This window comes from Bradyrhizobium sp. CCBAU 45389, assembly GCF_028128625.1.
Classification (GTDB): Bacteria; Pseudomonadota; Alphaproteobacteria; order Rhizobiales; family Xanthobacteraceae; genus Bradyrhizobium; species Bradyrhizobium liaoningense_B.
In genome coordinates this window covers 147,237-171,302 of sequence record NZ_LBIY01000095.1, presented here as the reverse complement: position 1 = coordinate 171,302, position 24,066 = coordinate 147,237, and the positions used below count along the sequence as shown (strand labels likewise).

At 64.2% G+C, this 24,066-nt stretch carries 24 protein-coding genes, 1 tRNA gene and 1 pseudogene; 11 read left to right on the top strand and 15 right to left on the bottom strand.

What is annotated here, in order from left to right:
* Positions 1 to 159: 159 nt before the first annotated feature.
* Entirely contained in the window at positions 160 to 558 is a 399-nt protein-coding gene (locus XH79_RS27795; RefSeq protein ID WP_271583670.1) for a nuclear transport factor 2 family protein, read from the bottom strand.
* Positions 559 to 649: 91 nt separating this feature from the next.
* Positions 650 to 787 (bottom strand): hypothetical protein, encoded by a 138-nt coding sequence (locus tag XH79_RS27790; protein ID WP_271583669.1) that lies wholly within the window; start codon positions 785 to 787, stop codon positions 650 to 652.
* Positions 788 to 929: 142 nt separating this feature from the next.
* Here XH79_RS27790 and tenA point away from each other — a divergent pair, with 142 nt between their 5' ends.
* Entirely contained in the window at positions 930 to 1,604 is a 675-nt protein-coding gene (tenA, locus tag XH79_RS27785) for a thiaminase II (RefSeq protein WP_271583668.1), read from the top strand.
* A 25-nt stretch (positions 1,605 to 1,629) separates the two neighbouring features.
* Here tenA and XH79_RS27780 read toward each other — a convergent pair whose 3' ends face one another.
* On the bottom strand, positions 1,630 to 2,574 hold the full coding sequence (locus tag XH79_RS27780; RefSeq protein ID WP_271583667.1) for an AEC family transporter: 945 nt from the start codon (positions 2,572 to 2,574) through the stop codon (positions 1,630 to 1,632).
* Positions 2,575 to 3,074: 500 nt separating this feature from the next.
* On the opposite strand from XH79_RS27780, the gene XH79_RS27775 reads away from it, so the two are divergent.
* Both XH79_RS27775 and XH79_RS27770 read left to right on the top strand, forming a co-directional pair.
* Positions 3,075 to 3,449 (top strand): hypothetical protein, encoded by a 375-nt coding sequence (locus tag XH79_RS27775; RefSeq protein WP_271583666.1) that lies wholly within the window; start codon positions 3,075 to 3,077, stop codon positions 3,447 to 3,449.
* Between the two features lie 490 nt (positions 3,450 to 3,939).
* Entirely contained in the window at positions 3,940 to 4,617 is a 678-nt protein-coding gene (locus XH79_RS27770; RefSeq protein WP_025032179.1) for a ParA family protein, read from the top strand.
* Positions 4,618 to 4,739: 122 nt separating this feature from the next.
* On the opposite strand, the gene XH79_RS27765 is transcribed toward XH79_RS27770, so the two are convergent.
* The 5 genes from XH79_RS27765 to trxB form a co-directional block, all read right to left on the bottom strand.
* Positions 4,740 to 4,937, bottom strand: coding sequence for a hypothetical protein (locus XH79_RS27765; protein WP_212341723.1), 198 nt, complete (start codon positions 4,935 to 4,937; stop codon positions 4,740 to 4,742).
* Positions 4,938 to 5,036: 99 nt separating this feature from the next.
* Complete coding sequence (locus tag XH79_RS27760; protein WP_271583665.1) at positions 5,037 to 5,183, bottom strand: hypothetical protein; 147 nt, start codon at positions 5,181 to 5,183, stop codon at positions 5,037 to 5,039.
* A gap of 289 nt (positions 5,184 to 5,472) precedes the next feature.
* The gene (locus tag XH79_RS27755) at positions 5,473 to 6,381 is read right to left on the bottom strand and encodes a 4-hydroxy-tetrahydrodipicolinate synthase family protein (RefSeq protein WP_271583664.1); all 909 of its coding nucleotides are present in this window, start codon (positions 6,379 to 6,381) and stop codon (positions 5,473 to 5,475) included.
* Positions 6,382 to 6,829: 448 nt separating this feature from the next.
* Positions 6,830 to 7,753 carry a LysR family transcriptional regulator gene (locus XH79_RS27750; RefSeq protein WP_025032176.1) on the bottom strand — a complete coding sequence of 308 codons (924 nt, stop codon included), beginning with the start codon at positions 7,751 to 7,753 and terminating at the stop codon, positions 6,830 to 6,832.
* 5 nt (positions 7,754 to 7,758) lie between these two features.
* On the bottom strand, positions 7,759 to 8,724 hold the full coding sequence (trxB, locus tag XH79_RS27745) for a thioredoxin-disulfide reductase (protein WP_271583663.1): 966 nt from the start codon (positions 8,722 to 8,724) through the stop codon (positions 7,759 to 7,761).
* A 267-nt stretch (positions 8,725 to 8,991) separates the two neighbouring features.
* Between trxB and XH79_RS27740 the strand changes: the two genes are divergently transcribed.
* Positions 8,992 to 9,471, top strand: coding sequence for an Lrp/AsnC family transcriptional regulator (locus XH79_RS27740; protein WP_026312113.1), 480 nt, complete (start codon positions 8,992 to 8,994; stop codon positions 9,469 to 9,471).
* Positions 9,472 to 9,766: 295 nt separating this feature from the next.
* On the opposite strand, the gene greA is transcribed toward XH79_RS27740, so the two are convergent.
* From greA to XH79_RS27725, 3 genes and pseudogenes are all read right to left on the bottom strand, one after another.
* Positions 9,767 to 10,240, bottom strand: a complete 474-nt coding sequence (greA, locus tag XH79_RS27735; protein ID WP_018643807.1) for a transcription elongation factor GreA — start codon at positions 10,238 to 10,240, stop codon at positions 9,767 to 9,769.
* Between the two features lie 209 nt (positions 10,241 to 10,449).
* On the bottom strand, positions 10,450 to 13,914 hold the full coding sequence (gene carB / locus XH79_RS27730; protein WP_271583662.1) for a carbamoyl-phosphate synthase large subunit: 3,465 nt from the start codon (positions 13,912 to 13,914) through the stop codon (positions 10,450 to 10,452).
* Between the two features lie 99 nt (positions 13,915 to 14,013).
* A pseudogene (locus tag XH79_RS27725) lies at positions 14,014 to 15,224 on the bottom strand (MFS transporter).
* Between the two features lie 112 nt (positions 15,225 to 15,336).
* Between XH79_RS27725 and XH79_RS27715 the strand changes: the two are divergent.
* Complete coding sequence (locus XH79_RS27715; RefSeq protein WP_211413233.1) at positions 15,337 to 15,714, top strand: ArsR/SmtB family transcription factor; 378 nt, start codon at positions 15,337 to 15,339, stop codon at positions 15,712 to 15,714.
* A 208-nt stretch (positions 15,715 to 15,922) separates the two neighbouring features.
* Here XH79_RS27715 and XH79_RS27710 read toward each other — a convergent pair.
* Together XH79_RS27710 and XH79_RS27705 are read right to left on the bottom strand one after the other, a co-directional pair.
* Positions 15,923 to 15,998, bottom strand: a tRNA-OTHER gene (locus tag XH79_RS27710).
* Positions 15,999 to 16,052: 54 nt separating this feature from the next.
* Positions 16,053 to 16,754, bottom strand: a complete 702-nt coding sequence (locus XH79_RS27705) for a class I SAM-dependent methyltransferase (RefSeq protein WP_271583659.1) — start codon at positions 16,752 to 16,754, stop codon at positions 16,053 to 16,055.
* Between the two features lie 110 nt (positions 16,755 to 16,864).
* Between XH79_RS27705 and XH79_RS27700 the strand changes: the two genes are divergently transcribed.
* Positions 16,865 to 17,389, top strand: a complete 525-nt coding sequence (locus XH79_RS27700; RefSeq protein ID WP_212341714.1) for a Dps family protein — start codon at positions 16,865 to 16,867, stop codon at positions 17,387 to 17,389.
* A 126-nt stretch (positions 17,390 to 17,515) separates the two neighbouring features.
* On the opposite strand, the gene XH79_RS27695 is transcribed toward XH79_RS27700, so the two are convergent.
* The gene (locus tag XH79_RS27695) at positions 17,516 to 18,037 is read right to left on the bottom strand and encodes a cupin domain-containing protein (protein WP_271583658.1); all 522 of its coding nucleotides are present in this window, start codon (positions 18,035 to 18,037) and stop codon (positions 17,516 to 17,518) included.
* A 147-nt stretch (positions 18,038 to 18,184) separates the two neighbouring features.
* Here XH79_RS27695 and XH79_RS27690 point away from each other — a divergent pair, with 147 nt between their 5' ends.
* The gene (locus XH79_RS27690) at positions 18,185 to 18,400 is read left to right on the top strand and encodes a hypothetical protein (protein WP_212341712.1); all 216 of its coding nucleotides are present in this window, start codon (positions 18,185 to 18,187) and stop codon (positions 18,398 to 18,400) included.
* Positions 18,401 to 18,436: 36 nt separating this feature from the next.
* Here the strand turns inward: XH79_RS27690 and carA are convergent, their stop codons facing one another.
* Positions 18,437 to 19,627: a glutamine-hydrolyzing carbamoyl-phosphate synthase small subunit gene (carA, locus tag XH79_RS27685; protein ID WP_212341711.1), complete on the bottom strand. Its 1,191-nt coding sequence runs from the start codon at positions 19,625 to 19,627 to the stop codon at positions 18,437 to 18,439.
* A gap of 146 nt (positions 19,628 to 19,773) precedes the next feature.
* On the opposite strand from carA, the gene XH79_RS27680 reads away from it, so the two are divergent.
* From XH79_RS27680 to XH79_RS27665, 4 genes are all read left to right on the top strand, one after another.
* Complete coding sequence (locus XH79_RS27680) at positions 19,774 to 20,475, top strand: alpha/beta fold hydrolase (RefSeq protein ID WP_271583657.1); 702 nt, start codon at positions 19,774 to 19,776, stop codon at positions 20,473 to 20,475.
* A gap of 60 nt (positions 20,476 to 20,535) precedes the next feature.
* Positions 20,536 to 20,991, top strand: a complete 456-nt coding sequence (locus XH79_RS27675) for a GatB/YqeY domain-containing protein (RefSeq protein WP_018643800.1) — start codon at positions 20,536 to 20,538, stop codon at positions 20,989 to 20,991.
* Between the two features lie 252 nt (positions 20,992 to 21,243).
* Positions 21,244 to 22,410 (top strand): epoxide hydrolase family protein, encoded by a 1,167-nt coding sequence (locus tag XH79_RS27670; protein WP_271583656.1) that lies wholly within the window; start codon positions 21,244 to 21,246, stop codon positions 22,408 to 22,410.
* A 39-nt stretch (positions 22,411 to 22,449) separates the two neighbouring features.
* Positions 22,450 to 24,060 (top strand): acyl-CoA synthetase, encoded by a 1,611-nt coding sequence (locus XH79_RS27665; protein ID WP_271583655.1) that lies wholly within the window; start codon positions 22,450 to 22,452, stop codon positions 24,058 to 24,060.
* Positions 24,061 to 24,066 lie beyond the last annotated feature (6 nt).

Here is a 24,066-nt window from a genome sequence, read left to right as displayed (position 1 = left end):
ATGCCTTACATCTCGCAGTACCAGAAGCTACCACTAAGCTCTCGAATTCTTTGACGGGTTGGATACTTAAGTGCAACGTCACCGTTCTACCGCGCCATCACCGGCAGCATCGCCGCCGCCCTTGGAGCGGTAAGACGATTCAACCCATCTCACCACGCGTCAGGAGATCGTGGCCTTGATCTGCGCCGTGTCCGCAAACTCGATCAGCTCGGCGATCTTGCCATCCTGAAATCTGAACAGGTCGAGCATCTCGGTGCTGAACGTCTTTCCGCTTGGATTGTATCGAACGACAACCCGGGAATGGACGGCGACACGATCCCCGTCGACCAGCTCAGCCAGTATTTCGCGGCTTTCGAAGCCGAAGTCGGCGATGAATTGACCGAAAGCCGCACGCAGGGTCGGGTGTCCCTCCATGCTTCCTGTCAGTGCGAGGGCGCTGTTGTCGCCCGTCAGAGTGAACACACCCTCGGGATGGAAAGCTGTCACCAGGTCCTCGACGTTGCCGTCGCCGCGCGCGGCGTAGGCGCGCCTGATCAATGCGAGCATCTCTTCGCGCATGTCCCATGTCACCCTCCCTGCAACACGTATCAGGGCAGACTAGCGACCTTTGCGTGCAAAGGCAAAATCATTGGGATCGTTGTGCGAGGGCTCAGCGCGCCACGATCGTCACCACCACCGGCAGCGTCACCGCCGCCAGCAGCGTCCCCCGCGCCACCGCGCCCGACACCGGGTTCACCAGCCGCTGATACTGGACCGCGAAGATGTAGGAATTACGGTGACAGTGCACCAAACTTTCGACGCGGGGAGGGCCCTGTCCGCAACGCTCAAAGCCAGTTTTGTGCGCTGTCACCGTAGCTCCTTGGTTCGCAATGCGATATCGGTAGCGATCCAAAGACGTTCATGGAAAAACAACCCAGGCGGAAAAGATCGTGAGTTTCTTCGAGCGTCTCAAGACAGAGGCATCCGCTGAGTGGCGGGCCTACACCGAGCATCCCTTCACGAACGGATTGGCGGACGGCTCGCTCCCCGAAGCGGCGTTTCGTCACTACCTCGTTCAAGACTACCTGTTCCTCATTGAGTTTGCGCGCGCTTACGCGCTCGCGGTCTACAAGTCGCCGAGACTTGCCGACATGCGGGAAGCCGCGGCCGGTCTTTCGGCGATCCTCGATGTCGAGATGAACCTGCATGTGAAGCTCTGTGCCGATTGGGGCCTATCCCCGGCCGACCTTGAACAGGCCCCTCCGGCGGCCGAAATGCTGGCCTATACACGCTACGTGCTCGACGCGGGAATGCGCGGCGATCTGCTGGCGCTCAAGGTGGCGCTTGCCCCCTGCGTGATCGGGTACGCGGAGATCGCAACGCGGCTCGCCTCGCGCCCACAAGCGGACGCCGCGACGAACGCCTACCGCGTTTGGATCGCCGAGTACGCCGGCGTGCCGTACCAGGAGGTCGCTGCCAAGGCGCGGGCGCACTTGGAGCATCTCGCCGATCTCTACGCCACGCCGGCCCGCGAGGCTGAGCTGATTGCGATCTTCAAGGAAGCCACCCGCCTCGAGGCAGACTTTTGGGAGATGGCCTGGCGCGCGGGCCAGGGTGTTGAATAGCGGTTTCGGCAATCGTCAGGCGCCGCTACCTCGCCCCCGCCACGATCATCACCACCACCGGCAGCGTCGCCGCCGCCAGCAGCGTCCCCAGCGCGACCGCGCCCGACACCGGGTTCACCAGCCGCTGATACTGGACCGCGAAGATGTAGGCGTTGGCGCCGGTCGGCATCGCCGCGAACAGCACGATCACGCCGGCAGCATTCGGCGGCAGGCCCAGCAGCTTTGCCAGCACGAACGCGGCCGCCGGCATCGCCACCAGCTTGAGCGCGCACAGCACGAGGATGCTGAGCTTCTCGCCCTTCACCTCGAAGCGGAACAGATTGATGCCGAGGGCGATCAGCGCGGCCGGCGAGCCCGCCTGTGCCAGGAGCTCGATCGTCCTGTCGACGACGGGGTTGAGGCCGAGGCCGGTGAAGCGCCAGACCACGCCGAAACCTATTCCCAGCATCAAGGGGTTGCGCGAGAGATCCGCGAGCACCGGCCAGATGATCGAGAGCGGCGAGCCGGTCCGCTTTTGGCTGACGAGCTCCATCTGCAAAATGCCGCAGAGCCAGAGCAGCGGCGTGTTCACCGACAGGATCAGCGCCATGGGGCCTGCGCCCTCGTTGCCGAGCGCCGAGATCACGAGCGGAATGCCGAGCATCACGATGTTGCCGTAGACCGAGCCGATTGCGAACACGACGCCGTCCTCGCGGTCCTCGCGCCGCGCGCGCAGAAGCGCCGAGAGCATCAGCGCCGCGATCCAGGTCAGCGCGAGTGCGCCGTAATAGCTGCCCCACATCCGCCAGGGGCTGACGTCGGGGAATTCCGACACGACGATGGTGCGGAACAAGAGGGTAGGGATCGCGATGCTGAAGGCGAACTCGGAGATGCCCTTGTGCGCGGTCTCGGAGACGAAGCGAAACAGCACCGCGGCATAGCCCGCCGCGATCAGGGCGAACACCGGTGCGACGATCAGGATGGTGGCCATGCGCCCCTCGACCTCACGGGGATCGGCCGACCACCCCACGCATTTTTCGATGATGGCATTATGCCCCTGTTTTGCCCGACGTGTCAAAGCGGTTTCGTAAAATCCGCAAGAGCAGCAAGGCCCGGCTACTGTGCATGGGGTTGTTTTCGCAGTTTTTGTTTTGAGGATGCCGGGGCCAGCGGCGCGAACCGATCTCGCTAGTCCTAGCAAGGGGTTAGCTGTGAACCCCGGTGTCTCCCCACCCACAAGTGTCATCCTCCGCGAAAGCGGGGGATCCAGTACGCTGCGGCCCCTCGGCTCAATCACAACCGCCTCTGGAATACTGGGTCACTCGGTCAAGCCGGGTGACGACAGCGGAGGTGGTGGCGGACCCTGTCAGCCGCGGCACCTTCGCCGCCCTGTTGCCGAGACCGCACAACTCCAGCCTTTCGCACTCCCCCACGTTGCCAACGAACCGCGGTTCACCCACACTCCGCCCCGGTCAGACATTGGGGGGATCGATGCCGGCGTTTCACTCTGGGAAATCCGTTCTTGCTGCAATGGCCGGGCTCGCCCTGGCCCTGCTGGTCCAGCCGGGTGCAGGCTTTGCCTACACGCCGGAGCAGCAGCAGGCCTGCACGCCGGATGCGATGCGGCTGTGCGGCGAGTTCGTTCCGAACGTCGATGCCATCACCGCCTGCATGATCCAGAGGAAGGCGCAGCTGTCGCCGCAGTGCAAGGTGTTCTTCCGCCAGGGCCCCGAGCCCGGCGCGGCCCGCGCCGGCAGGCCGACCAACATCGCGCCCAAGGCTGCATCAAAGAGCGCATCGTCGGCGAAGAAGAGCACCAAGCCGGCGGCGAAGGCCAGCAAGAAAAAGAAGACCGACGAGGGCTGAGCGCGCCACCCGCGCGTTCCTTGTTCGAAACCTGCTGATGCCCGGGCCAAAGCGCAAAGCGCGTCGATGCCCGGGCATTTGCATGTCCGGCGCCGTCCTCCGGTTGCGGCAAGCGCGAAGCGGTTTCTTCGATCCTCGAACCAGATGATTGCAGCGTCAGCCCTGCGACAGCGCCGGACTCGTTTTGTTCGCGGTTGTCGCGCGCAGACCTGCGGCGATTACCGGCAATTGCGGTGGAAAAGAGCCGCTAAACGGTTTGCGCGGCAAGGTTGCATTCGGTTTTGCCGCCGCGCTGCCTAGGAAACGCACATATGCTCGCTTCAAGCGCGATTCATTGCGGTTTGTGTCGCGTCGCGTGCAGCAGTGTGACTCAAAAGCCAACACGACCTGTTATTTCGTGGCGGCGACGCAACTCCCGGTAAATTTTTCTTTCACGAATCAGCGCACTGATTCATTTTCGCGGCCTGGGGTCAATCTGGAGGCCAAGGGTATGAACGTTATTGTTTTTGCATCGCGTAAAGGCGGCTCGGGCAAGAGTACCCTGGCTGCACATCTCGCCGCGCAGATCAAGGCGAGCAAGCAGGTGATGCTCGTGGACGCGGATCCACAGGGCTCGCTGACGCTGTGGCACAAGCTGCGCGGCACCAACGAGCCGCCGATCAAGGCCGCCGTGAATTCGGTCAGCGGCATCGTCTCCGCTGCCAAGCGCGACGGTTATGAATGGGTGTTGATCGACACGCCGCCGAACCTCTCGGCCGTCGTCGACGACGCGATCAAGAATGCCACCATGGTGGTCATCCCCGCCCGTCCCGGCGTGTTCGACGTCAACGCGGTGCAGGAAACCATCCAGATGTGCCGCGCGGCGCGCAAGCCCTACGCGGTCGTGCTCAACGGTGCGCCGGCCAAGCGCGACGAGGCCGAAAGCCCGATCGTCACCATCGCCCGCGAGGCGCTGGCGAAATTCCGCGCTCCGGTGTGGGGCGGTCAGATCACCAATCGTTCGGATTTGTTGATGGCGCTCAGCCACGGCGAAGGCGCGCGCGAGTATCAGGCCGAGAGCCGCGCGGCTCAGGAAATTGCAAGGCTGTGGGCGGCGATCGAGCGTTCGGTCAAGGCCATTCGCGGCACGGCGTCGGCATCCGGCGCAATGCACAAGCAGGCGGCATAATTTTCATAAATCATTCCCCGGACGGAAAACGCGCGGGACGGTCCGCGCGTTTTGCGTTTCCGGGCTTCACTGTCATTCCGGAATGGCGCGCAAGCGCCAGACCCGGAATCTCGAGATGAAGATCAAGCCACCATCAGCATGTAGAACACGATGACCGGCGACAGGGTCAGGATCACCGACCAGATGCCGACGGCCCAGAGGATGTCTTCGGTGGTGAAGCTCTCCTCGGTGGACAGGCTCTCCTGTCCGGCGCCGAAATGCGACGCCATTTCATTATGACTATTCACAAACGCCCCCGCGATTTCTTCGCTTATGGGCATCACTGCTACGCGGGATGTTTTAAGATTCCGGCTTGCGAGCCCGCTCGTATTTTGAGCGCATTTGTGACGGCCGTTTAACCATCCCCGCGCGTCGCCGTCTCAGGCGAGCCAGACCCGAAACACCAGCACCGGCATCAGGCCGAGCACCACCGCCCAGAACCCGAACGACGAGACGACGAGAATTCCCTGCATGAGATCGGCGGGCGCGAATTGCTGCGCGGCCGTAGGCCGGGTGCGATACCCCATGGTCATTCCCCCTTTTGGTCGACTTTGGGAAGAACGATAGGCGCGGTCTCGTAAACGAGACGTGGATGCCCCATGCGGCAGCTGCGAAGCGTGTTGGTGCGCGGTTAACCACGCGGGCTTCTGACCCTCCCCTGGAGGGGGAGGGTCGCTCCACATGAAGCGAAGCGGAATGTGGAGCGGGGTGGGGTGACGGTCTCTCCGCATGGGACACTGCCCGTGTTGAGAGATCACCCCACCCCGCTCGCGCTGCGCGCGATCGACCCTCCCCCTCCAGGGGAGGGTAAGCGAGCTACGCCGCGACTTTCATCCGTCGCTCGATCTCGCGATCGATCGTGGCCGCGAGCTCGCTGCTCACTTCGACCATCGGCAGGCGCACTTCGGGGCTGTCGATCAGGCCGCTGCGCCACAGCCAATACTTGGCTGGCGCCGGGCTCGGCTCGGTGAACAGCAGCCGCGTCAGCTCGGCGACCTCATTCCAGCGTGCCTGCGCTGCGTCGTGGTTGCCGCGCTTCGCCTCCGTGTACACGGCGGCGAACGTCGCGGTCTCGACATGCGCGGACAGCACGATGCCGCCATGGGCGCCGTCGGTGAGCGCCTCGAGATAGTTCGCATCCTCGCCGGTGAGCACGCGGAAATTCTTCGGCCGGTCGCGCAGCAGTGCGATCGATTGCTCGCGGCTGGCGCCGCAATCCTTGAGGCCGACGATGTTGGGATGCTCGGCAAGGCGCAGCATGGTCTGGTTGGTGATGTTGACCGCGCAGCGATAGGGAATGTTGTAGAGCGCGATCGGCCACGCCGCGTGGTCGGCGAGCGTCTCGAAATGCGCCAGCAGCCCGCGCTGCGACGGCCGCACGTAATACGGGCTCGCGATCAGATAGCCCTCGATCGGCCAGTCCGCTGTTTCATCGAGGCGATCCCTCAGCCGCGCGGTGTCGGCGCCCGACAGCCCGAGGCAGATCGGCAAGCTCCGGCGGCCGGCCGCCATCTCGTCGCGCACGATGGCGACGAGGCGCTCGAGCTCGCCCTCGCGCAGCGTCATGCCTTCGCCGGAGGTCGCCCCCAGGATGAAGCCGTCGACGGCCTGTCCGGCGTAATGCCGGGTCAGCCGCCGCAGCGAGGTCTCGTCGAGCTTGCCGCTTTGGAACGGCGTCACCAGCGGCAGCCAGAGCCCGTGCAAATGTTCGCGTAGTCCAGTCATGTTCCATCTCCTTCTCGGGAAAAAACCTGAGACGGAGGGCACATGAAAAAACCCCGTCCAGGTGGGCGGGGTTTTCGGGATTTAGCTCGCGATGACGAAGTCAGCCTAGCGCGCGCAACATTCCGAGGTCCCCGGCTGGGGGCCTTTTTTCGAAACGAGTGCGCACGACTTCGTGATCATTGGCAAATGATGCGGGGGACGCCGAAAACTGTCAATACACGCGGAGGGCGAAAGCCGTTTTCGGCAGAAAAAAAGCCGGACCCGAGGGCCCGGCTTAGGTATTGGCCACGTGAGGCCGACACAATCACCTTCCAAGAGGGATTACTGAACTCCCGCGCCACTGGAGGAGGGGGACAAATGCGCAACGCGAAGGCTCAGCGTGCAAACAGTATGGGCTTGACGAGCGCCCTGCAGCAACAGCCTAGGCCGCATGTCAGACATGCGGAAATCAGGACGGCCAGCGCTGCGCCTTGCTCACCACGAAGTCGCGGAACACCTGCACGCGCGCGACCGTCTTCAGCTCCTCGGGATAGACGAAATAGGTGTCGAGCTGGATCGAATCCGATTCGCCAAACAGTTGCACAAGCTTGCTCTGCTCCTCGACCAGATAGTCGGGCAGCGCCGCGATGCCGAGACCCTGCGCGCAGGCGCGTACGAGGCCGAGGATGTTGTTGACCTTGAAATAGGCCTCGCGCGGACCGGAGCCGTTGCGCCCGGCCTCGATCAGCCAGTTGCGGTTCTGCAGGTGCGGCGCGAAGTTGCCGTCGGAGAGCGTGATGATGCGGTGGGAGTCGAGTTCCTCCAGCGTGCGCGGCGTGCCGAAGCGCTTGATGTATTCCGGCGAGCAATAGGCGTGGAAGCCCATTGCGAACAGCTTGCGCTGGATCAGATCCGGCTGCGTCGGCTTGCGGGTGCGGATCGCGACATCAGCCTCGCGCATCGACAGGTCGAGCTCCTCGTCGGTGACGATCAGCGAGATCCGGATCTCCGGATAGAGCGCGGTGAATTCGCCGAGCCGCGGGATCAGCCAGTTGATGCCGACGCCCGGCGTGGTGGTGATCTTGAGATCACCGCTCGGCCGCTCGCGGCTGTCGGTGAGCTTGGCGCGCGCCGCCTGCAGCTGCATGAACACGTCATGCGCGGTGCGGAACAACAGGTCGCCCTGCTCGGTGAGGATCAGGCCGCGGGCGTGGCGGTGGAACAGCGAGACCGAAAGCTCCTGCTCCAGCGCCGAGACCTGGCGGGAAACCGCCGATTGCGACAGGCCGAGCTGCTCGCCCGCGTGCGTGAAGCTGCCCGCTTCCGCTGCCGCGTGAAACACCTTCAGCTTGTCCCAGTCCATATCCGTAAATCCGTCGCGTGTTCGAGGCATGATCGTTATTCCGCTGCTGCGCGCTCGCTGGCGCGCAGGGCCAAGAAACGTTCGGCCTCGAGCGCTGCCATGCAGCCGAGGCCTGCGGCCGTCACGGCCTGGCGATAGGTTTCGTCGGCGACGTCGCCGGCGGCGAACAGGCCGGGCACCGATGTGGCGGTCGAGTTCGGGGCGACCTCGACATAGCCCGAGGGTTTGAGCTTGACCTGGTCCTTGACCAGCTCGGTTGCCGGGGCATGGCCGATGGCGATGAAGATGCCGTCGGTCTTCACGTTTGTCAGCGCGCCGGTCCTGACGTTCTTCAGGCGGACATGGGTGACCTTGTTCGGGTTCTCGGTGCCGCAGATCTCGTCAACGGCGGAGTCCCAGATCACTTTGATCTTCGGGTGCTTGAACAGGCGTTCCTGCAGGATGCGCTCGGCGCGGAAGTGATCGCGACGATGCACGATGGTGACCTGCGAGGCATGGTTGGTGAGGTACAGGGCCTCCTCGACCGCGGTATTGCCGCCGCCGACCACCACGACCTCCTTGTTGCGGTAGAAGAAGCCGTCGCAGGTGGCGCAGGCCGATACGCCGCCGCCCTGGAATTTTACTTCCGACGGCAGACCGAGCCAGCGCGCCTGCGCGCCGGTGGCGAGGATGACGGCGTCGGCGAGATAGACATCGCCGCTGTCGCAGGTGAGGCGGAACGGCCGGTGCGCCGTCTCCAGCTTGACGACCAGGTCGGTGACGATCCTGGTGCCGACATGGATCGCCTGCTTCTCCATCTGCTCCATCAGCCAGGGGCCCTGGATCACGTCGGCGAAGCCCGGATAGTTCTCGACGTCGGTGGTGATGGTGAGCTGGCCGCCCGGCTGGATGCCCTGGATCAGGATCGGCTCGAGCATCGCGCGCGCGGCGTAGATCGCGGCGGTATAGCCGGCGGGGCCGGAGCCAATAATGACGACCTTTGCATGAACAGGAGCGGACATTTCGATGGACGCCTTTCACGGGGGATTTGCAGCGCGGGCGCGGAAGAAGCCAGGAGGCCTCGCGGAGGCGCTGAAATATCAGAGCTAATCTAAGCCTTCTGGTGAGCTATGCAAGAATTGCATTCCCTATCGGCGGATTTTTCCAACAGGGAACAAAAGTCGATTGCGCTGCACGCGCAATAAAATTGCGCTAACCGTGCGGACTGGGCTATGAGGATTGCGACAGACCCACCCAATACCGCCGCAAAGGCCAGGAGTTCCAATCACGTGTCGCGGAGCCTAGACGAGATCGACCTGAAAATTCTCACCGAGATTCAGGCCGACGGGCGAATCACCAATGTCGAGCTCGCCAAGCGCGTCGGCATCTCGCCGCCGCCCTGCCTGCGCCGGGTCCGGGCGCTGGAGGAAGAGGGCTATATCCACGGCTATCGCGGCCTGCTGGATGCGCGAAAGCTCGGTTTCGACGTCACGGTGTTCGCCGCCGTGCACCTGTCCAGCCAGGCCGAGGCGGATCTGCGCGCCTTCGAGGAGTTCGTCCGCGCCGAGCCCCTGGTGCGGGAATGCTGGATGCTGTCGGGCGAGGTCGATTTCATCCTGAAATGCGTCGCGCCCGACATGGCGACCTTCCAGGATTTCGTGACGCACCTGACCGCCGCGCCGCACGTGCGCAACGTGCGGACATCGCTGGTGCTGCATAATTCGAAATACGAGGCGGCGGTGCCGCTCGAGGTGAAGGGGCGACGATAAGTTTCCGCTCTCGTGCCCCGGACGCAGCGCAGCGCCCCCGGCGATGCGAAGCATCGTCCGGTGCGGTGCGCTGCAGAGCCGGGGCCCATCTCGCCGCGCTTTCCCGTGTCGCTTTTTGGGTCTCGGCTCTGCGCAGCAACGCGAAGGGCGTTGCAGCGCGTCCGGGACACGAGAGCTGCGCTCGCAATGACGAGCAGCGACAATGTGCTTCGCGTCACGCGCAAGCAACCCGCAGAAACAAAAAGGCCGCGCATCGCGCGGCCTTTTTAAATCGTCTCAGTGCAGCGGCAAAGGCTTACCGCCACTCCACCTTGGTGATCTCATACGCCTTGGCGCCGCCGGGGGCGTTGACCTCGACGGTCGAGCCCTTCTTCTTGCCGATCAGCGCGCGCGCGAGCGGCGAGGTGATGGAGATGCGGCCCTTCTTGGCGTCGGCCTCGACCTCGCCGACGATCTGCCACACCGTCTTCTTCTCGGTGTCCTCGTCGACCAGCGTCACGGTGGCGCCGAACTTGATGGTGTCGCCGGACAGTTTCGAGATGTCGATGATGTCGGCGCGCGCGAGCTTGTCCTCGAGCTCGGCGATGCGGCCCTCATTGTGGGACTGCTCTTCCTTCGCGGCATGATATTCCGCGTTTTCCGACAGGTCTCCGTGCGAGCGCGCCTCGGCGATATGCTCGATGATCCGCGGACGGTCCTCCGACTGGCGCTTCTTCAATTCTTCCCCGAGCGCGACAAAGCCGGCCTGGGTCATCGGAACCTTTTCCATCTCTTCTCTCGTCCTTCGGCCGGCGCGCCCCGCCAGACAGAGGGGCGCGGCAACCTTGATTCGTCGATATCTCCGGGGCTGAACACGCCGCCACCGGAACGTTATGTGGGTCTGGCGCCGGAACAGAACAACCACATGGCCGGACAGTTCCTCCGGCCATTGTAGCTTCATTGCCAATCACTTAGCGGCGGGTTCACCGCCGCTTGCGATCAGGTTTCCGAAAAGTAGCTCTGCAGGGTACGAACCTCAAGGTCCCCGCCCAGATAGGCGCGGATGCCCTGCGCGGCCGCCACGGCCCCGGAAAGAGTGGTGTAATACGGCACTTTATGCAAGAGGGCCGCGCGCCGCAGCGAACGGCTGTCGGCGAGCGCCTGCGGGCCTTCCGTGGTGTTGAGGACGAGCTGGACGTCGCCGTTGGTGATGGCGTCGACGATATGCGGTCGGCCCTCCAGCACCTTGTTCACCTTCTCGGCCGGGATGCCCTGGTCGGTCAGGAAGCGCGCCGTGCCCGAGGTCGCCAGCACCTTGAAGCCAAGCGAATGCAGCTGGCGTACGGCCTCGGCGATACGGACCTTGTCGCTTTCGCGCACCGAGACGAACACGGTGCCCTTGCGCGGCACCCGCGTGCCGCCGCCGAGCTGGCTCTTGGCAAAAGCAACTGCAAACGAGCGGTCGATGCCCATGACCTCGCCGGTCGAGCGCATCTCGGGGCCGAGCACCGTGTCGACGCCCGGGAAGCGCGCGAACGGAAACACCGATTCCTTGACACCGACATGCTTGAGATCGGCCTTCTTCAAGTTGAAGTCGGCAAGCTTCTCGCCGGCCATGATCCGCGCGGCGATCTTGGCGACCGGCGTGCCGATCACCTTGGCGACGAACGGCACCGTGCGCGAGGCGCGCGGATTGACTTCCAGCACGTAGATCTCGCCGTCCTTGATCGCGTATTGCACGTTCATCAGGCCGACCACGTCGAGGCCGAGCGCCAACTCGCGCGTCTGCCGCTCCAGCTCCGCGATCATCTTGCCGTCGAGCGAGTGCGGCGGCAGCGAGCAAGCGCTATCGCCGGAATGGATGCCGGCTTCCTCGATGTGCTCCATGATGCCGACGATGAAGGTGTCCTTGCCGTCGCAGAGGCAGTCGACGTCGATCTCGGTCGCATCCGACAGGTAGCGGTCGAACAGCAGCGGGTTCTTGCCGAGCACGGTGTTGATCTGCCCGGTCTTGTCGTTCGGGTAGCGCGCCTTGACGTCGGCGGGCACCAGCTCCGGCAGCGTGCCGAGCAGATAGTCGTTGAGCTGGTTCTCCTCGCGGATGATCTGCATCGCGCGGCCGCCGAGCACGTAGGACGGACGCACCACCAGCGGCAGGCCGAGATCGGCGGAGACGAGCCGCGCCTGCTCGACCGAATAGGCGATGCCGTTCTTCGGCTGCTTGAGGCGAAGCTTGTCGAGCACGCGCTTGAAGCGGTCGCGGTCTTCCGCGAGGTCGATCGCATCGGGCGAGGTGCCCAGGATCGGCACTTCGGCGGCTTCCAACGCACGCGCCAGCTTCAGCGGGGTCTGGCCGCCGAACTGCACGATCACGCCGTGCAGCGTGCCGTTCGAGCGCTCCTTCGCGATGATCTCCAGCACGTCTTCGGCGGTCAGCGGCTCGAAATAGAGCCGGTCGGCGGTGTCGTAGTCGGTCGACACCGTCTCCGGGTTGCAGTTGACCATGATCGATTCGTAGCCGGCATCATGCAGCGCGAAGCAGGCGTGACAGCAGCAATAGTCGAACTCGATGCCCTGGCCGATGCGGTTCGGGCCGCCGCCGAGGATGATGACCTTCTTCTTGTCCGACGGGGTGCTCTCGTCGGCGGTGCTGCCTGCAAACGGCGACTCGTAGGTCGAGTACATGTAGGCGGTGGGTGAAGCGAATTCAGCCGCGCAAGTGTCGATGCGCTTGTAGACCGGGCGGACACCGAGCGCGTGGCGCTTCGCGGTGACCTCGGCCTCCGTCCTCTGCGCGAGCACCGCAAGTCGCGCGTCCGAGAAACCCATGGTCTTGAGCGTGCGCATGCCGAAAGCATTGCCGGGCAGGCCGTGCTTCCTGACCTTCTCCTCCATGTCGACGATGCCGCGCATCTCGCCGAGGAACCACGGATCGATCTTGCAGGAATTGAAGATGTCCTCGTTCGACCAGCCGAGCCGCATCGCCTGCGCGACCTGAAGGATGCGGTTCGGCGTCGGCGTGCCGAGCGCGGCGCGGATCGCGTTCTTGTCGTCGTCGCGGCCGAGACCTTCGATCTCGATCTCGTCGAGACCGGTGAGGCCGGTCTCGAGTCCGCGCAGCGCCTTCTGAAGGCTCTCCTGGAAGGTGCGGCCGATCGCCATGACTTCGCCGACCGACTTCATCGAGGTTGTCAGCGTCGAGGAGGCGCCGGGGAATTTCTCAAAGGCGAAACGGGGGATCTTGGTCACCACGTAATCGATCGTCGGCTCGAACGAGGCCGGCGTCGCGCCGCCGGTGATGTCGTTGGCGATCTCGTCGAGCGTGTAACCGATCGCGAGTTTTGCCGCGACCTTGGCGATCGGGAAGCCGGTGGCCTTCGAGGCCAGCGCGGACGAACGCGACACGCGCGGGTTCATCTCGATGACAACCATGCGGCCGTCTTCCGGATTGACGCCGAATTGCACGTTGGAGCCGCCGGTCTCGACGCCGATCTCGCGCAGCACCGCCAGCGAGGCGTCGCGCATGATCTGGTATTCCTTGTCCGTCAGCGTCAGCGCCGGCGCGACCGTGATGGAGTCGCCGGTGTGCACGCCCATCGGATCGAAATTCTCGATCGAGCAGACGATGATGCAATTATCCTTCTTGTCGCGCACCACCTCCATCTCGAACTCTTTCCAGCCGAGGACGGATTCCTCGATCAGGACTTCGTTGGTCGGGGACGCGTCAAGGCCGCGCTCGATGATGTCGAGAAACTCTTCCTTGTTGTAGGCGATGCCGCCGCCGGTGCCGCCCATGGTGAAGGAGGGACGGATGATCGCGGGCAGGCCGATCTCGGACAGCGCCATCATGGCCTGGCCGAAAGCGTATTCCTGGTAGCGCTTGCGGCGGTCGCTCTCGCCGAGGGTCCATTGCCGGTCGAGCTCTTCGAGCGCGGCACCCGACAGCTTCTCGCGTTCGGCGTGGTATTTGTCGCGGAACGACTTCTTCAGCTCGGACGCATTGGCGAGCCGCGACTTCGGCGTCTCGAGCCCGATCTTGGTCATGGCCTCGCGGAAGAGCTGGCGATCCTCGGCCTTGTCGATCGCATCGGCAGTCGCGCCGATCATCTCGACGTCGAATTTTTCGAGCGTGCCCTGCCGGCGCAGCGACAGCGCGCAGTTCAGCGCGGTCTGGCCGCCCATGGTCGGCAGCAGCGCGAAGCCGCCGGGAATGACGTGACGTTCCTTCTCGATGATCTTGGCGACGATCTCCGGCGTGATCGGCTCGATATAGGTCGCATCGGCCAATTCCGGGTCGGTCATGATGGTGGCCGGGTTGGAATTGACGAGGACGATGCGATAGCCCTCTTCCTTCAGCGTCTTCACCGCTTGCGTGCCCGAATAGTCGAACTCGCAGGCCTGGCCGATCACGATGGGGCCGGCGCCGATGATCAGGATGGTCGAGATGTCGGTTCGTTTAGGCATCACCGCTCGCGGGCTGGAATTTGGGCACAAAAAAAGGGCGCGCTTGCCGCGCGTCCCTTGAGCGAGAGCGCGGGGGTCTCCCTCGCGCGCGGGTGGGTCTTAGACCAGTTTTCGGGGCGGCGAAACCCCGAAAAACACCCATCGACCGGCAATTTTGACGGGTTTTGGCCGGGCCTGCCAGCCACGGGCGAGGTGCACCAGCAGCGAGGCCGCAACGCTCGATCCGCCGATCCAGCCGAGGTCCGTCGGCGACAGGGCCGCGAGCACCGCGCCGCCGAGGGCCCCGCCAATGGCGAAGCCGAGATACATCGAGGAGGCGTTGAGCGAGAGCGCGATCATCGAGGCCTGCGGCTCGATCCGGATGATGCTGGCGATCTGGGCCGGATAAAACGCCCACCCCGAGATGCCCCAGAGGAAGATCGTGCCCAGCACGGCATAATGCGCCTGTCCGGGCATCAATTTGAGCACCAGCGAATGCAGGATCAGGGCGCTCGCCATGCCGGCGAGCCCGAGCGCGGCGGTGGTCAGCGTGCCGAGCCGGTCGGCCAGGGCGCCGCCGAGCATGTTCCCGATCGCGGCCGCGCCGCCAAACACCAGCAGCGCCAGGCTGATCTGCGAGGCATCGAAGCCGAGGCCGCGCAAGGGAATCGCGAAATAGGTGAACACGGTGAAGCCGCCGAGCGCCCAGAGAATGGTGATTAGAAGCGCGATCAGGACGTTGCTGTGACGCGCCACCGCCAGCCGGTCGCTGAGCGAAGCCGTGTTGCGCGGCAGGCCGCGGGGCAGGCCGAGCAGGAGCCCAGCGAGCGCAACAGCGCCGATTAGCGCGACCATGGCGAAGGTCGCGCGCCAGCCAAAAAGGCTGCCGACGAGATTGCCGAGGGGAACGCCGATGACGGTCGCAACCGTGAGTCCGGAGGTGACCAGCGCCACTGCACGGCCGCGCCTTTAGGCGAGGCGACGGCGACCGACACCGCGAGCGCGGTCGGCATGCACAGGCCGGAGCCCAGCGCCATCAGCATTCGCGAGGCCAGCAGCAGAGCGTAGTTGGAGGCCACCATGGCCGCGATATTTCCGGCGATGAAGGTCGCCAGCGCCAGAGCCAGCACGGTGCGGCGATCGACATTGTTCAGCGCCACCGCCAGGACCGGCGAGCCTACGGCATAGGTGAGGGCGTAGGCGGTGACCAATTGCCCGGCGGCCGAGACCGAAATCGACAGATCGCCCGCAATCGCAGGCAAAAGCCCCGCAATCACAAAGCCTTCGGTGCCGATCGCAAAGGCCCCCAGGGCCAGCCAGAAGACGCTCATTGGAGACAATCCTATGTTCAATGTTTATTGAACTATCGAACGAAGCGGTTTCGCTGTCAATTGGTTCAAGAACTATTGAACATTGCGGGCGCATCGCTATGATTCCGGGATCATGAGCCGCACGCCGCACCATCCCACCCGCGAGCAGATCGAGCTGCCAATGGTTCTGGATTGCCTGAGCGATCCGATCCGTCTGGCGATCGTCTACCAGCTCGCTCAGCAGGAACGTGTCAGCAGCGAACTCCGCTGCAGCGATTTCAGCGCGCTGAGCGGCAAGTCGAACCTCGCCTATCACTTCGCCAAGCTGCGCGACTGCGGCCTGATGCAGACCCGCGTGGCGGGCACCAACCGCTTCATGCGGCTGCGACGTGAGGATCTGGAGGCGCGCTTCCCGGGCCTGCTCGATGCGGTGCTCAGCTCCGCAGCCAAGGATGCCGACCGGCTGCCGCTGCTGCCGGAGTGCGAATTGGTCGAGGTTGACCGAAAATGAGACGGTTGCGCGTGGGCTGCCTATTTGCCCCGGCGCGCGTTGCCGTCAGTCCGTCTTCGCTTTCGCTTCGCTCCAGCTACGCCGGACACGCTTCGCCTCTGCTGGTCTAGCGTGGCTGCGCCACGCCCGTCTTCGCCCTTCGGGCTTCGCCGAGGCAACCTTCGCACGATGGGGCTTGCCCAGCCGAAGCGGCGTCAGCCGCGAAGGCTGGAGACCCGGCCTGGATTTGAACCAGGATGAAGAGCGTTGCACCGCCCTTGCGTAGACGCTTCCGCCACCGGGCCGGCGCGAACCTTACTGATTGCAGTGCGACAAGCCACAACGACTAATTGTTATGCTTAACGAACCAGCGGTGGCCGCGCGATGAAGGTCATGCGCCAGCGATTGTGGCCGATATTGGTGTGAGCGCGCTGGATTGCGAAGCCGGCGGCCTTCAGCCTCGCGGTGATCTCGTCCTCGCTGTAGCGCTGCAGCCCGATCTTCGAGCGCAGCTGACGGTAATCCGACAGCGCGGTGCTGATCAGGCCGATCAGCGCGTCCTTCAGGAAGCCGTGACGCAGACCGAAGCCGAGCAGGGCCATCACGTCCCTGAACATGCCGACCTGGGGCTGAAGGATGTCGCCGAGCACCAGCTTTCCCGAGGGAGTCAGCAATCGCCGGATATTGAGCAGCGCGGCATCGAGCTCCTCGCCCGTCATGTATTGCGCGACCGAGTTCATCACCACGAGGTCGACGGACTGGTCCTGCATCTTGCGGACGTCGTCGAGCGAGCGGACGCGGATCTTGGTGTTGGGGGCAAACCGCGCGATCAGCCGGCCGCGCACGCCCGGCGCCGGTTCGGCCAGGATCAGCTTGCCGCAGGCGGCCGCCACCTGGTTCGCCGACAGCGCCTCGCCGCAGGCGTAATCGAGCACAGTCGCCTCGGGCGAGGTGATGTAGCCGATGATGTCCCGCGCAATGATCTGGAAGTGCAAGTCGCGATGCAGCTTGCTGACATAGATCGTATGCGTCGAGTCGTAATAATCGATCCAATCGTCCATGGTATCCGCGGGTCCCAAACGGTTCCTGTCGAGGAACCGGCGCTGCCCGCCTTGCGTTAGGGGTGCGACGGCGCGCCGTCAATGTCCGCGTCCTAACAGGAAGGTTTCCCGTGAGCAAAACCAACAACAAGGTCTCGCCCGATCTCGACACCCCCACCGATCTGTCGCCCGACGGGGTCAAGAAGGTCTCGGAGCAACTGAACGTGCTTCTGGCCGATGCGTTCGCACTGTATCTGAAGACCAAGAATTTCCACTGGCACGTCAGCGGCCGGCACTTCCGGGACTACCATCTGCTGCTCGACGAGCAGTCGGACCAGATCTTCGCCACCACCGACCAGCTTGCCGAGCGCGTCCGCAAGATCGGCGGCACCACGCTGAAGTCGATCGGCCAGGTCGCGAAGCTCCAGACCATCAAGGACAACAACGAGGACTACGTCCCGCCGCGCGAGATGCTGCGCGAGCTGATGCAGGACAACAAGCACGTCGCAGCTGCGATGCGTAAGGCGCACGACGTCTGCGACGAGGCCGGCGACGTCGCCAGCGCCAGCATCCTGGAAATCTTCATCGACGAGACCGAGCGGCGCACCTGGTTCCTGTTCGAGGCGACCCGGCAGGAAGGCAGCAACGCGGCGTAGGCGCGCTGCTGTAGCTGCCGTAGGGTGGGTTAGCGTAGCGTAACCCACCTCTTCTGTTTCCTCGGAGACAGGCGGTGGTGGGTTACGCCTTCGGCTAACCCACCCTACGGGCACCTGCGCTCTTGGCTACCCCCACAACCGCATCAACGCCCCATCCTTCCCCGTCACGGGATCGGCCGGCGGCAGTGCGACGTCTGGAATCGTCTTCAGTGCTTTCGCATGGTTCTCCGGCGTTGCCCGCGTGATCTGCATCTTCGCGCCGGGTGGGTAGGCGCCGATGATGCAGAAATCATCGCTCGCCTTGATGCACTGATGCCCGGTGCCGGCCGGCAGGATCGCGACATCACCGGCCTTGATCTCCAGCTCCTGGCCATGGTCGCCGCCGAAGCGGACGCGGGCACTGCCGCGCGCGACGCCCAGCACCTCATGCACCGTGGCGTGATAGTGCAGATAGTCGTAGACGCCGTTGCGCCACGTCCCGCCCCATCCGTTCTCCTCGAACAGGTTTTCGATGGTCTCTTCGGGCCGCTCCGGATCGAGCTTCACCGCACCCTGGTAGACCAGGAACGGAAGGATGTTGTTCGGCACGAGCCCGTCATCCTCGAACACGATGGCGAGCGGCTCGGCCTTGTCGCGGACGACGGACATGGCAGGACTCCGAGTAGCGATAGACCAGGAATCAAGACGGCGCGGGTCGCTTGGTTCCTGACACAGTCCATACCCCGGCTTGACGAAGATCAAGGCGCAGGCGGCTATTGGCGGGCACGCAAGTCAAAGCGAAAGAGAGGGAACGCCATGTACGCATCCGACGTTGCGCAGCGTCATTTCTCGGCGGCCATCGATGAAGCTGAGACGGCCGGCCTCGGGTACGAAGCCGTTTGCCGCGCCTTGCTGAGTCTGGTGATTTCGAAATATCTGGAGACGAGGTCGGTCGCCGACATCCAGGCGGAGCTGCGCTTCGTCGCCGAGAACTGCGATCCCGACACGGACTTCATGTTCATGCGTCCGTGACGGAGCCGGCGGAGTCATCCGCCGGCGATTTTGGCCTTACGCGCTCTTCTTCTGCCGCATCAGATCGGCAAAGCGCTGGAACAGATAGTGCGAGTCGCGCGGACCCGGTGAGGCCTCGGGGTGGTACTGCACCGAGAACACCGGCTTGCCGTCGAGCTGGATGCCGCAATTGGAGCCGTCGAACAGCGAGATGTGGGTTTGCGTCGCGCCCTTCGGCAGGGTCTTCTCGTCCACGGCAAAGCCGTGGTTCATCGAGGTGATCTCGACCTTGCCGGTGGTCTCGTCCTTCACCGGATGATTGGCGCCGTGATGGCCCTGATGCATCTTCTTGGTTTTCGCACCGACAGCGAGGCCGAGCATCTGGTGGCCGAGGCAGATGCCGAAGGTCGGCGTGCCCGACTTGATCACGTCCTGGATGACAGGCACCGCGTACTTGCCGGTCGCGGCCGGATCGCCCGGACCGTTTGACAGGAACACGCCGTCCGGCTTCATCGCCAGGATGTCCTCGGATGACGTCGTGGCCGGCACCACCGTCACCTTGCAGCCGACGCCGGCGAGCAGGCGCAAGATGTTGCGCTTGATGCCGTAGTCGATGGCGACGACGTTGAACTCGGGCTTCTCCTGCCGGCCAAAGCCCTTGTCCCACAGCCACGGCGTCTCGTCCCAGGTGAAGCGCTGGCCGCTCGTGACCATCGGCACGAGGTCCATGCCCTCGAGGCCGGGCCATTCGCGCGCTTCTTCCTTGAGACCGTGCAGGTCGAACTCGCCGGTCTTGGAGTGCGCGATCACGGCATTGGGCATGCCCTTGCTGCGGATCAGCGCGGTCAGGGCACGGGTGTCGATGCCGGAGAGGCCGATGATGCCGCGCGCCTTCAGCCAGGCGTCGAGATGCTTGGTGGCGCGGTAGTTCGAGGGATCGGTGATCGCGGTACGCAGGATCACGCCGCGCGCGCCCGGCGTCGCGGCCATGTTCACCGTCTCGATGTCTTCCTCGTTGGTACCGACATTGCCGATATGCGGGAAGGTGAAGGTGATGAGCTGGCCGGCATAGGAGGGATCGGTGAGGATCTCCTCATAGCCGGTCATCGCGGTGTTGAAGCAGACCTCACCGACGGCATGGCCTTCGGCGCCGAGACCAAAGCCTTCGAGCACCGTGCCATCGGCAAGCACGAGGAGCGCGGTCGGTTTATGGTCCGGCCAAGCGGGATCGTTGTCATGTTGTGTCATGAGCCCGCTTCATAAGCCCCCTGCACGCGCCCGTCAAAGCGGGAGAGGGCCGATTCACATGCGTTTTTGCATATTTGACAGCTCGTCTCGGCCACTTAAGCTCGGCCGCACAATTTCCGGCAATTTGAGGGGCTTGCGAGGCAATAATGGACCAGACCACCCCGCTTTTGCTGGTTCCGGGGCTGGCCTCCTCGGCCCGGATCTACGCCCCGGTTCTCCCCGCTCTGTGGCGGCTCGGCCCGGTGATGATTGCCAACCATATCCGCGACGACAGCATGGCGGCGATCGCCGCCAGGGTGCTGAGCGAGGCGCCGCCGCGCTTCGCACTCGCCGGCCATTCCATGGGCGGCTACATCGCCCTCGAGATCATGCGCCAGGCGCCCGGGCGGGTGGCAAGGCTGGCGCTGATCAACACTCAGGCACGCCCCGACACGCCGGAGGCGATCGCGCGCCGCCGCGGCCTGATGGAGCGCGCCAGGCGCGGCGAGCTTCGCGCCATCCGCGAGGAGAGCTTTCCGGAGCTCGTGCATCCGTCGCGGCGCGACGATGCCGATATTCTCAAGCTCATACATGCGCAGGATGAGGATGTCGGCGTTGAAGGCTACCTGCGGCAGCAGAGCGCGATCATCGCGCGGGTGGATTCGCGCCCGACCTTTGCAGCCATCAAGTGTCCGACATTGGTGCTGACGGGCGACGCAGACAACACCATCCCCAACGCGTTCTCGAAGGAGATGGCGGAGAGCATTGCCGGCGCACGGCTCGTGATCCTCGATCGCTGCGGGCACCTGCCGCAACCGGAACAGCCGGAAGCGACGGTGCGTGCGCTCACCGAATGGCTCGCGAGCTAGGTTGTGTGGAGGCCGCAAACGGCCTAGATCAGGCGTCATATATTCGAAGGGATCACGATCATGCTGCGCGACGACATCAACAATGCGGTCAAGGAGGCCATGAAGGCCAAGGACGAGCGCAAGCTGTCCACGCTGCGCATGGTCAACTCGACCATCAAGAACGCCGACATCGACGCGCGCGGGCAGGGCAAGCCGCCGCTGTCGGATGCCGATCTGCTCGCGGTGCTGCAGAAGATGATCAAGCAGCGCCAGGAAGCGGTCGAGCTCTACGACAAGGGCGGCCGCGCCGAGCTCGCCAAGCAGGAGCGCGAGGAGATCGAGGTGATCTCGGCTTACTTGCCGAAGCAGATGTCCGAGGACGAGGTGAAGAAGGCGATCGCGGACGCGATCGCTGAAACCGGCGCTGCCGGCATGAAGGACATGGGCAAGGTGATCGCCGTGTTGCGCGCGAAATACGCGGGACAGATGGACTTCGGCAAGGCCAGCGGTTTGGTGAAGGCCGCACTGTCGGGCTAGTGCTGTCCTTACCCTCCCCTGGAGGGGTCCGGGACGAGCGTAGCTCGCCCGTGGTCGATCGCGCGCAGCGCGAGCGGGGTGGGGTGATCTCTCCACTCGGGCAGCGCATCGGTGGAGAGACTGTCACCCCACCTCGGTTCGCATGCCGCTTCGCTCCATGCGAACCCATCCTCCCCCTCCAGGGGAGGATGGGCACCTTTGATGCGGCATCAGTTCGGTCTACTCTCCCCATAAGAAGACAGGGGAGGCACGATGACCGGCGCCATCAAACCGTTCCGCATCGCCATCAGCGACGACATCCTCGCTGACCTCAAATGGCGCCTTGCGCGCACGCGCTGGCCGGAGGCGGAGCTGGTCGACGACTGCAGCCAGGGCGCGCCGCTGAAGTGGATCCAGGAGATTTGCACCTACTGGGCTGATGGTTACGACTGGCGCGCCCGCGAAGCAAAGCTCAATCGCTTCGCGCAGTTCACCACCGAGATCGACGGGCTCGACATCCACTTCATCCATGTGCGTTCGAGAGAAGCGAATGCGCTGCCGCTGATCATCACCCATGGCTGGCCCGGCTCGATCGTCGAATTCCAGAAGGTGATCGCGCAGCTGGTCGATCCTGCCGCGCATGGCGGCAATCCGGCCGACGCCTTTCACGTGATCTGTCCCTCGCTGCCCGGCTTCGGCTTCTCCGCCAAACCGAAGTCCACCGGCTGGGGCGTCGACCGCATCGCGGCAACCTGGGCGAAGCTGATGGACCGGCTGGGCTATGCGCGCTATGGCGCGCAAGGCGGCGACTGGGGCTCGGCGGTGACGACCTCACTCGGCGCGCAGGATGTGGAGCATTGCGCCGGCATCCACATCACGCTGGCCTTCAACGCGGCGCCGAAGGTCGAGGGCGAACCGACGGCGGAGGAGAAGCGCGCGCTCGCCGGTCTCAAGCATTATGTCGATCTCGACTCCGGCTATTCGAAACAGCAGTCGACGCGGCCGCAGACGCTCGGCTATGGCCTGACGGACTCGCCAAGTGGGCAGGCCGCCTGGATCCTGGAAAAATTCTGGGCCTGGACCGATTGCAACGGCCATCCCGAAAACATCTTCAGCAGGGACGAGCTGCTCGACAACGTCATGCTGTACTGGGCGACGGAGACGGCGACCTCGTCGGCGCGGCTCTATTGGGAGAGCTTCGGCAAGCGACGCACGACGCCGGTGGTGAAGGTGCCGACGGGTGTCGCGGTGTTCCCCAAGGAGATCATCACGCCGGTGCGGCGCTGGATGGAACCGAACTTCCACAACATCACCCATTGGAGCGAGATGGAGAAGGGCGGTCATTTCGCCGCCTTCGAGCAGCCGGAGCTCTTCGTGCGCGATGTCAGGAAGTTCTTTGCGACGGTGCGGGGCTCTTGTCCCGAGCACTCACGGCTCTAGACTGGGCAATAATAAAACGCCGGGAAGACGACCAAGCCGATGCTGACCGAAGCCAAGACCTACGACGAACTCATCCGCAACTTCCGCTGGGACGTCCCGGCGCGTTTCAACATGGCGGAGGCGTGCTGCGACCGCCATGCCGACGGCACCGGCCGCCTCGCGCTGATCTATGTCGACGAGAACGGCGCCACCAGCCGCACCTCCTTCGACGAGATCGCGGACATGTCGCGCCGGTTCGCCAATGTGCTGAAGGCGGACGGGCTGGTCCGCGGTGATCGTGTCGCGGTGTTCCTGTCACAGTCGCTGGAACTCCCGATCGCGCATATGGCGGCGTTCCGCTCCGGGCTGATCTCGATCCCGCTGTTTGCCCTGTTTGGCGAGGACGCACTGGAATTCCGCCTGTCGAATTCGCAAGCAAGAGCCATCATCACCGATGAGGCGGGCTGGGAGAAGCTCACGAAGATCCGCGACCGACTGCCCTATTTGCAGGACATCTATGTCACGAGCGGCGCCGTCCACGCCGGCGCAAAGCCGTTCTGGTCCGCGATCGAAACCGCGTCCGAGGATTTTGCAAACGTCGACACCTCGGCCGACGATCCCGCGCTGATCATCTACACCTCGGGCACCACGGGCAATCCGAAGGGCGCGCTGCATGCGCATCGCGTCGTGCTTGGCCACCTGCCGAACGTGGAGATGTGTCACAATTTCCTGCCGCGGCCCGGCGATCTCATGTGGACGCCGGCGGACTGGGCCTGGATCGGCGGCCTCGTCAACGGCCTGCTGGCATTCTGGTATCACGGCATCCCGCTGGTCGGCCATCGCGCGCGAAAATTCGAGCCGCAGGCAGCGATGCAGATGATGGCCGATCTTTCCGTGCGCAACGTCTTCCTGCCGCCGACGGCGCTCAAGCTGATGCGGCAGGCCGGCGTGAAGCATCCCGGCGTCAGGCTGCGCAGCATCTTCACCGGCGGTGAATCCCTTGGCGGCGAACTCTTGGGCTGGGTGCGCGAGACCTTTGGCATCGACGCGCACGAAGTCTTCGGTCAGACCGAGTGCAATCTCGTGATCGGCAGCAACTCGAATCTCTTTCCGATCCGGCCGGGTTCGATGGGCAGGGCGACGCCAGGCTTCGATGTCCGCATCGTCAACGACAAGGGCGAGGAATTGCCGCGCGGTCAGCGCGGCATCATCGGCGTGCGCCAGCCGTGCCCGGTCACCATGCTCGAATACTGGCGCAATCCGGAGGCGACGGCGAAGAAATATGCCGGCGAATTCCTGCTCACCGGCGATCTCGGCGTGCAGGACGAGGACGGCTATTTCTGGTACGTCAGCCGCGAGGACGATGTCATCACCACGGCCGGCTACCGCGTCGGCCCGTCCGAGATCGAGCATACGCTGATGAAACACCCCTCGGTGGCGATGGCCGCCGTGGTCGGCATTCCCGATCCGATCCGCACCGAGTCGATCAAGGCCTGGATCGTGCTGCGTCCGGGCTTTACCGGCAACGACGCGCTCGCGCGCGAGATCCAGGAGTTCGTGAAGGTGCAGCTCGCCGCGCACGAATATCCGCGCTATGTGGAGTTCGCCGAGACGCTGCCGATGACGGCCACGGGCAAGGTGCTGCGGCGCGAGTTGCGGGCGAGGGGTTAGGCTTTT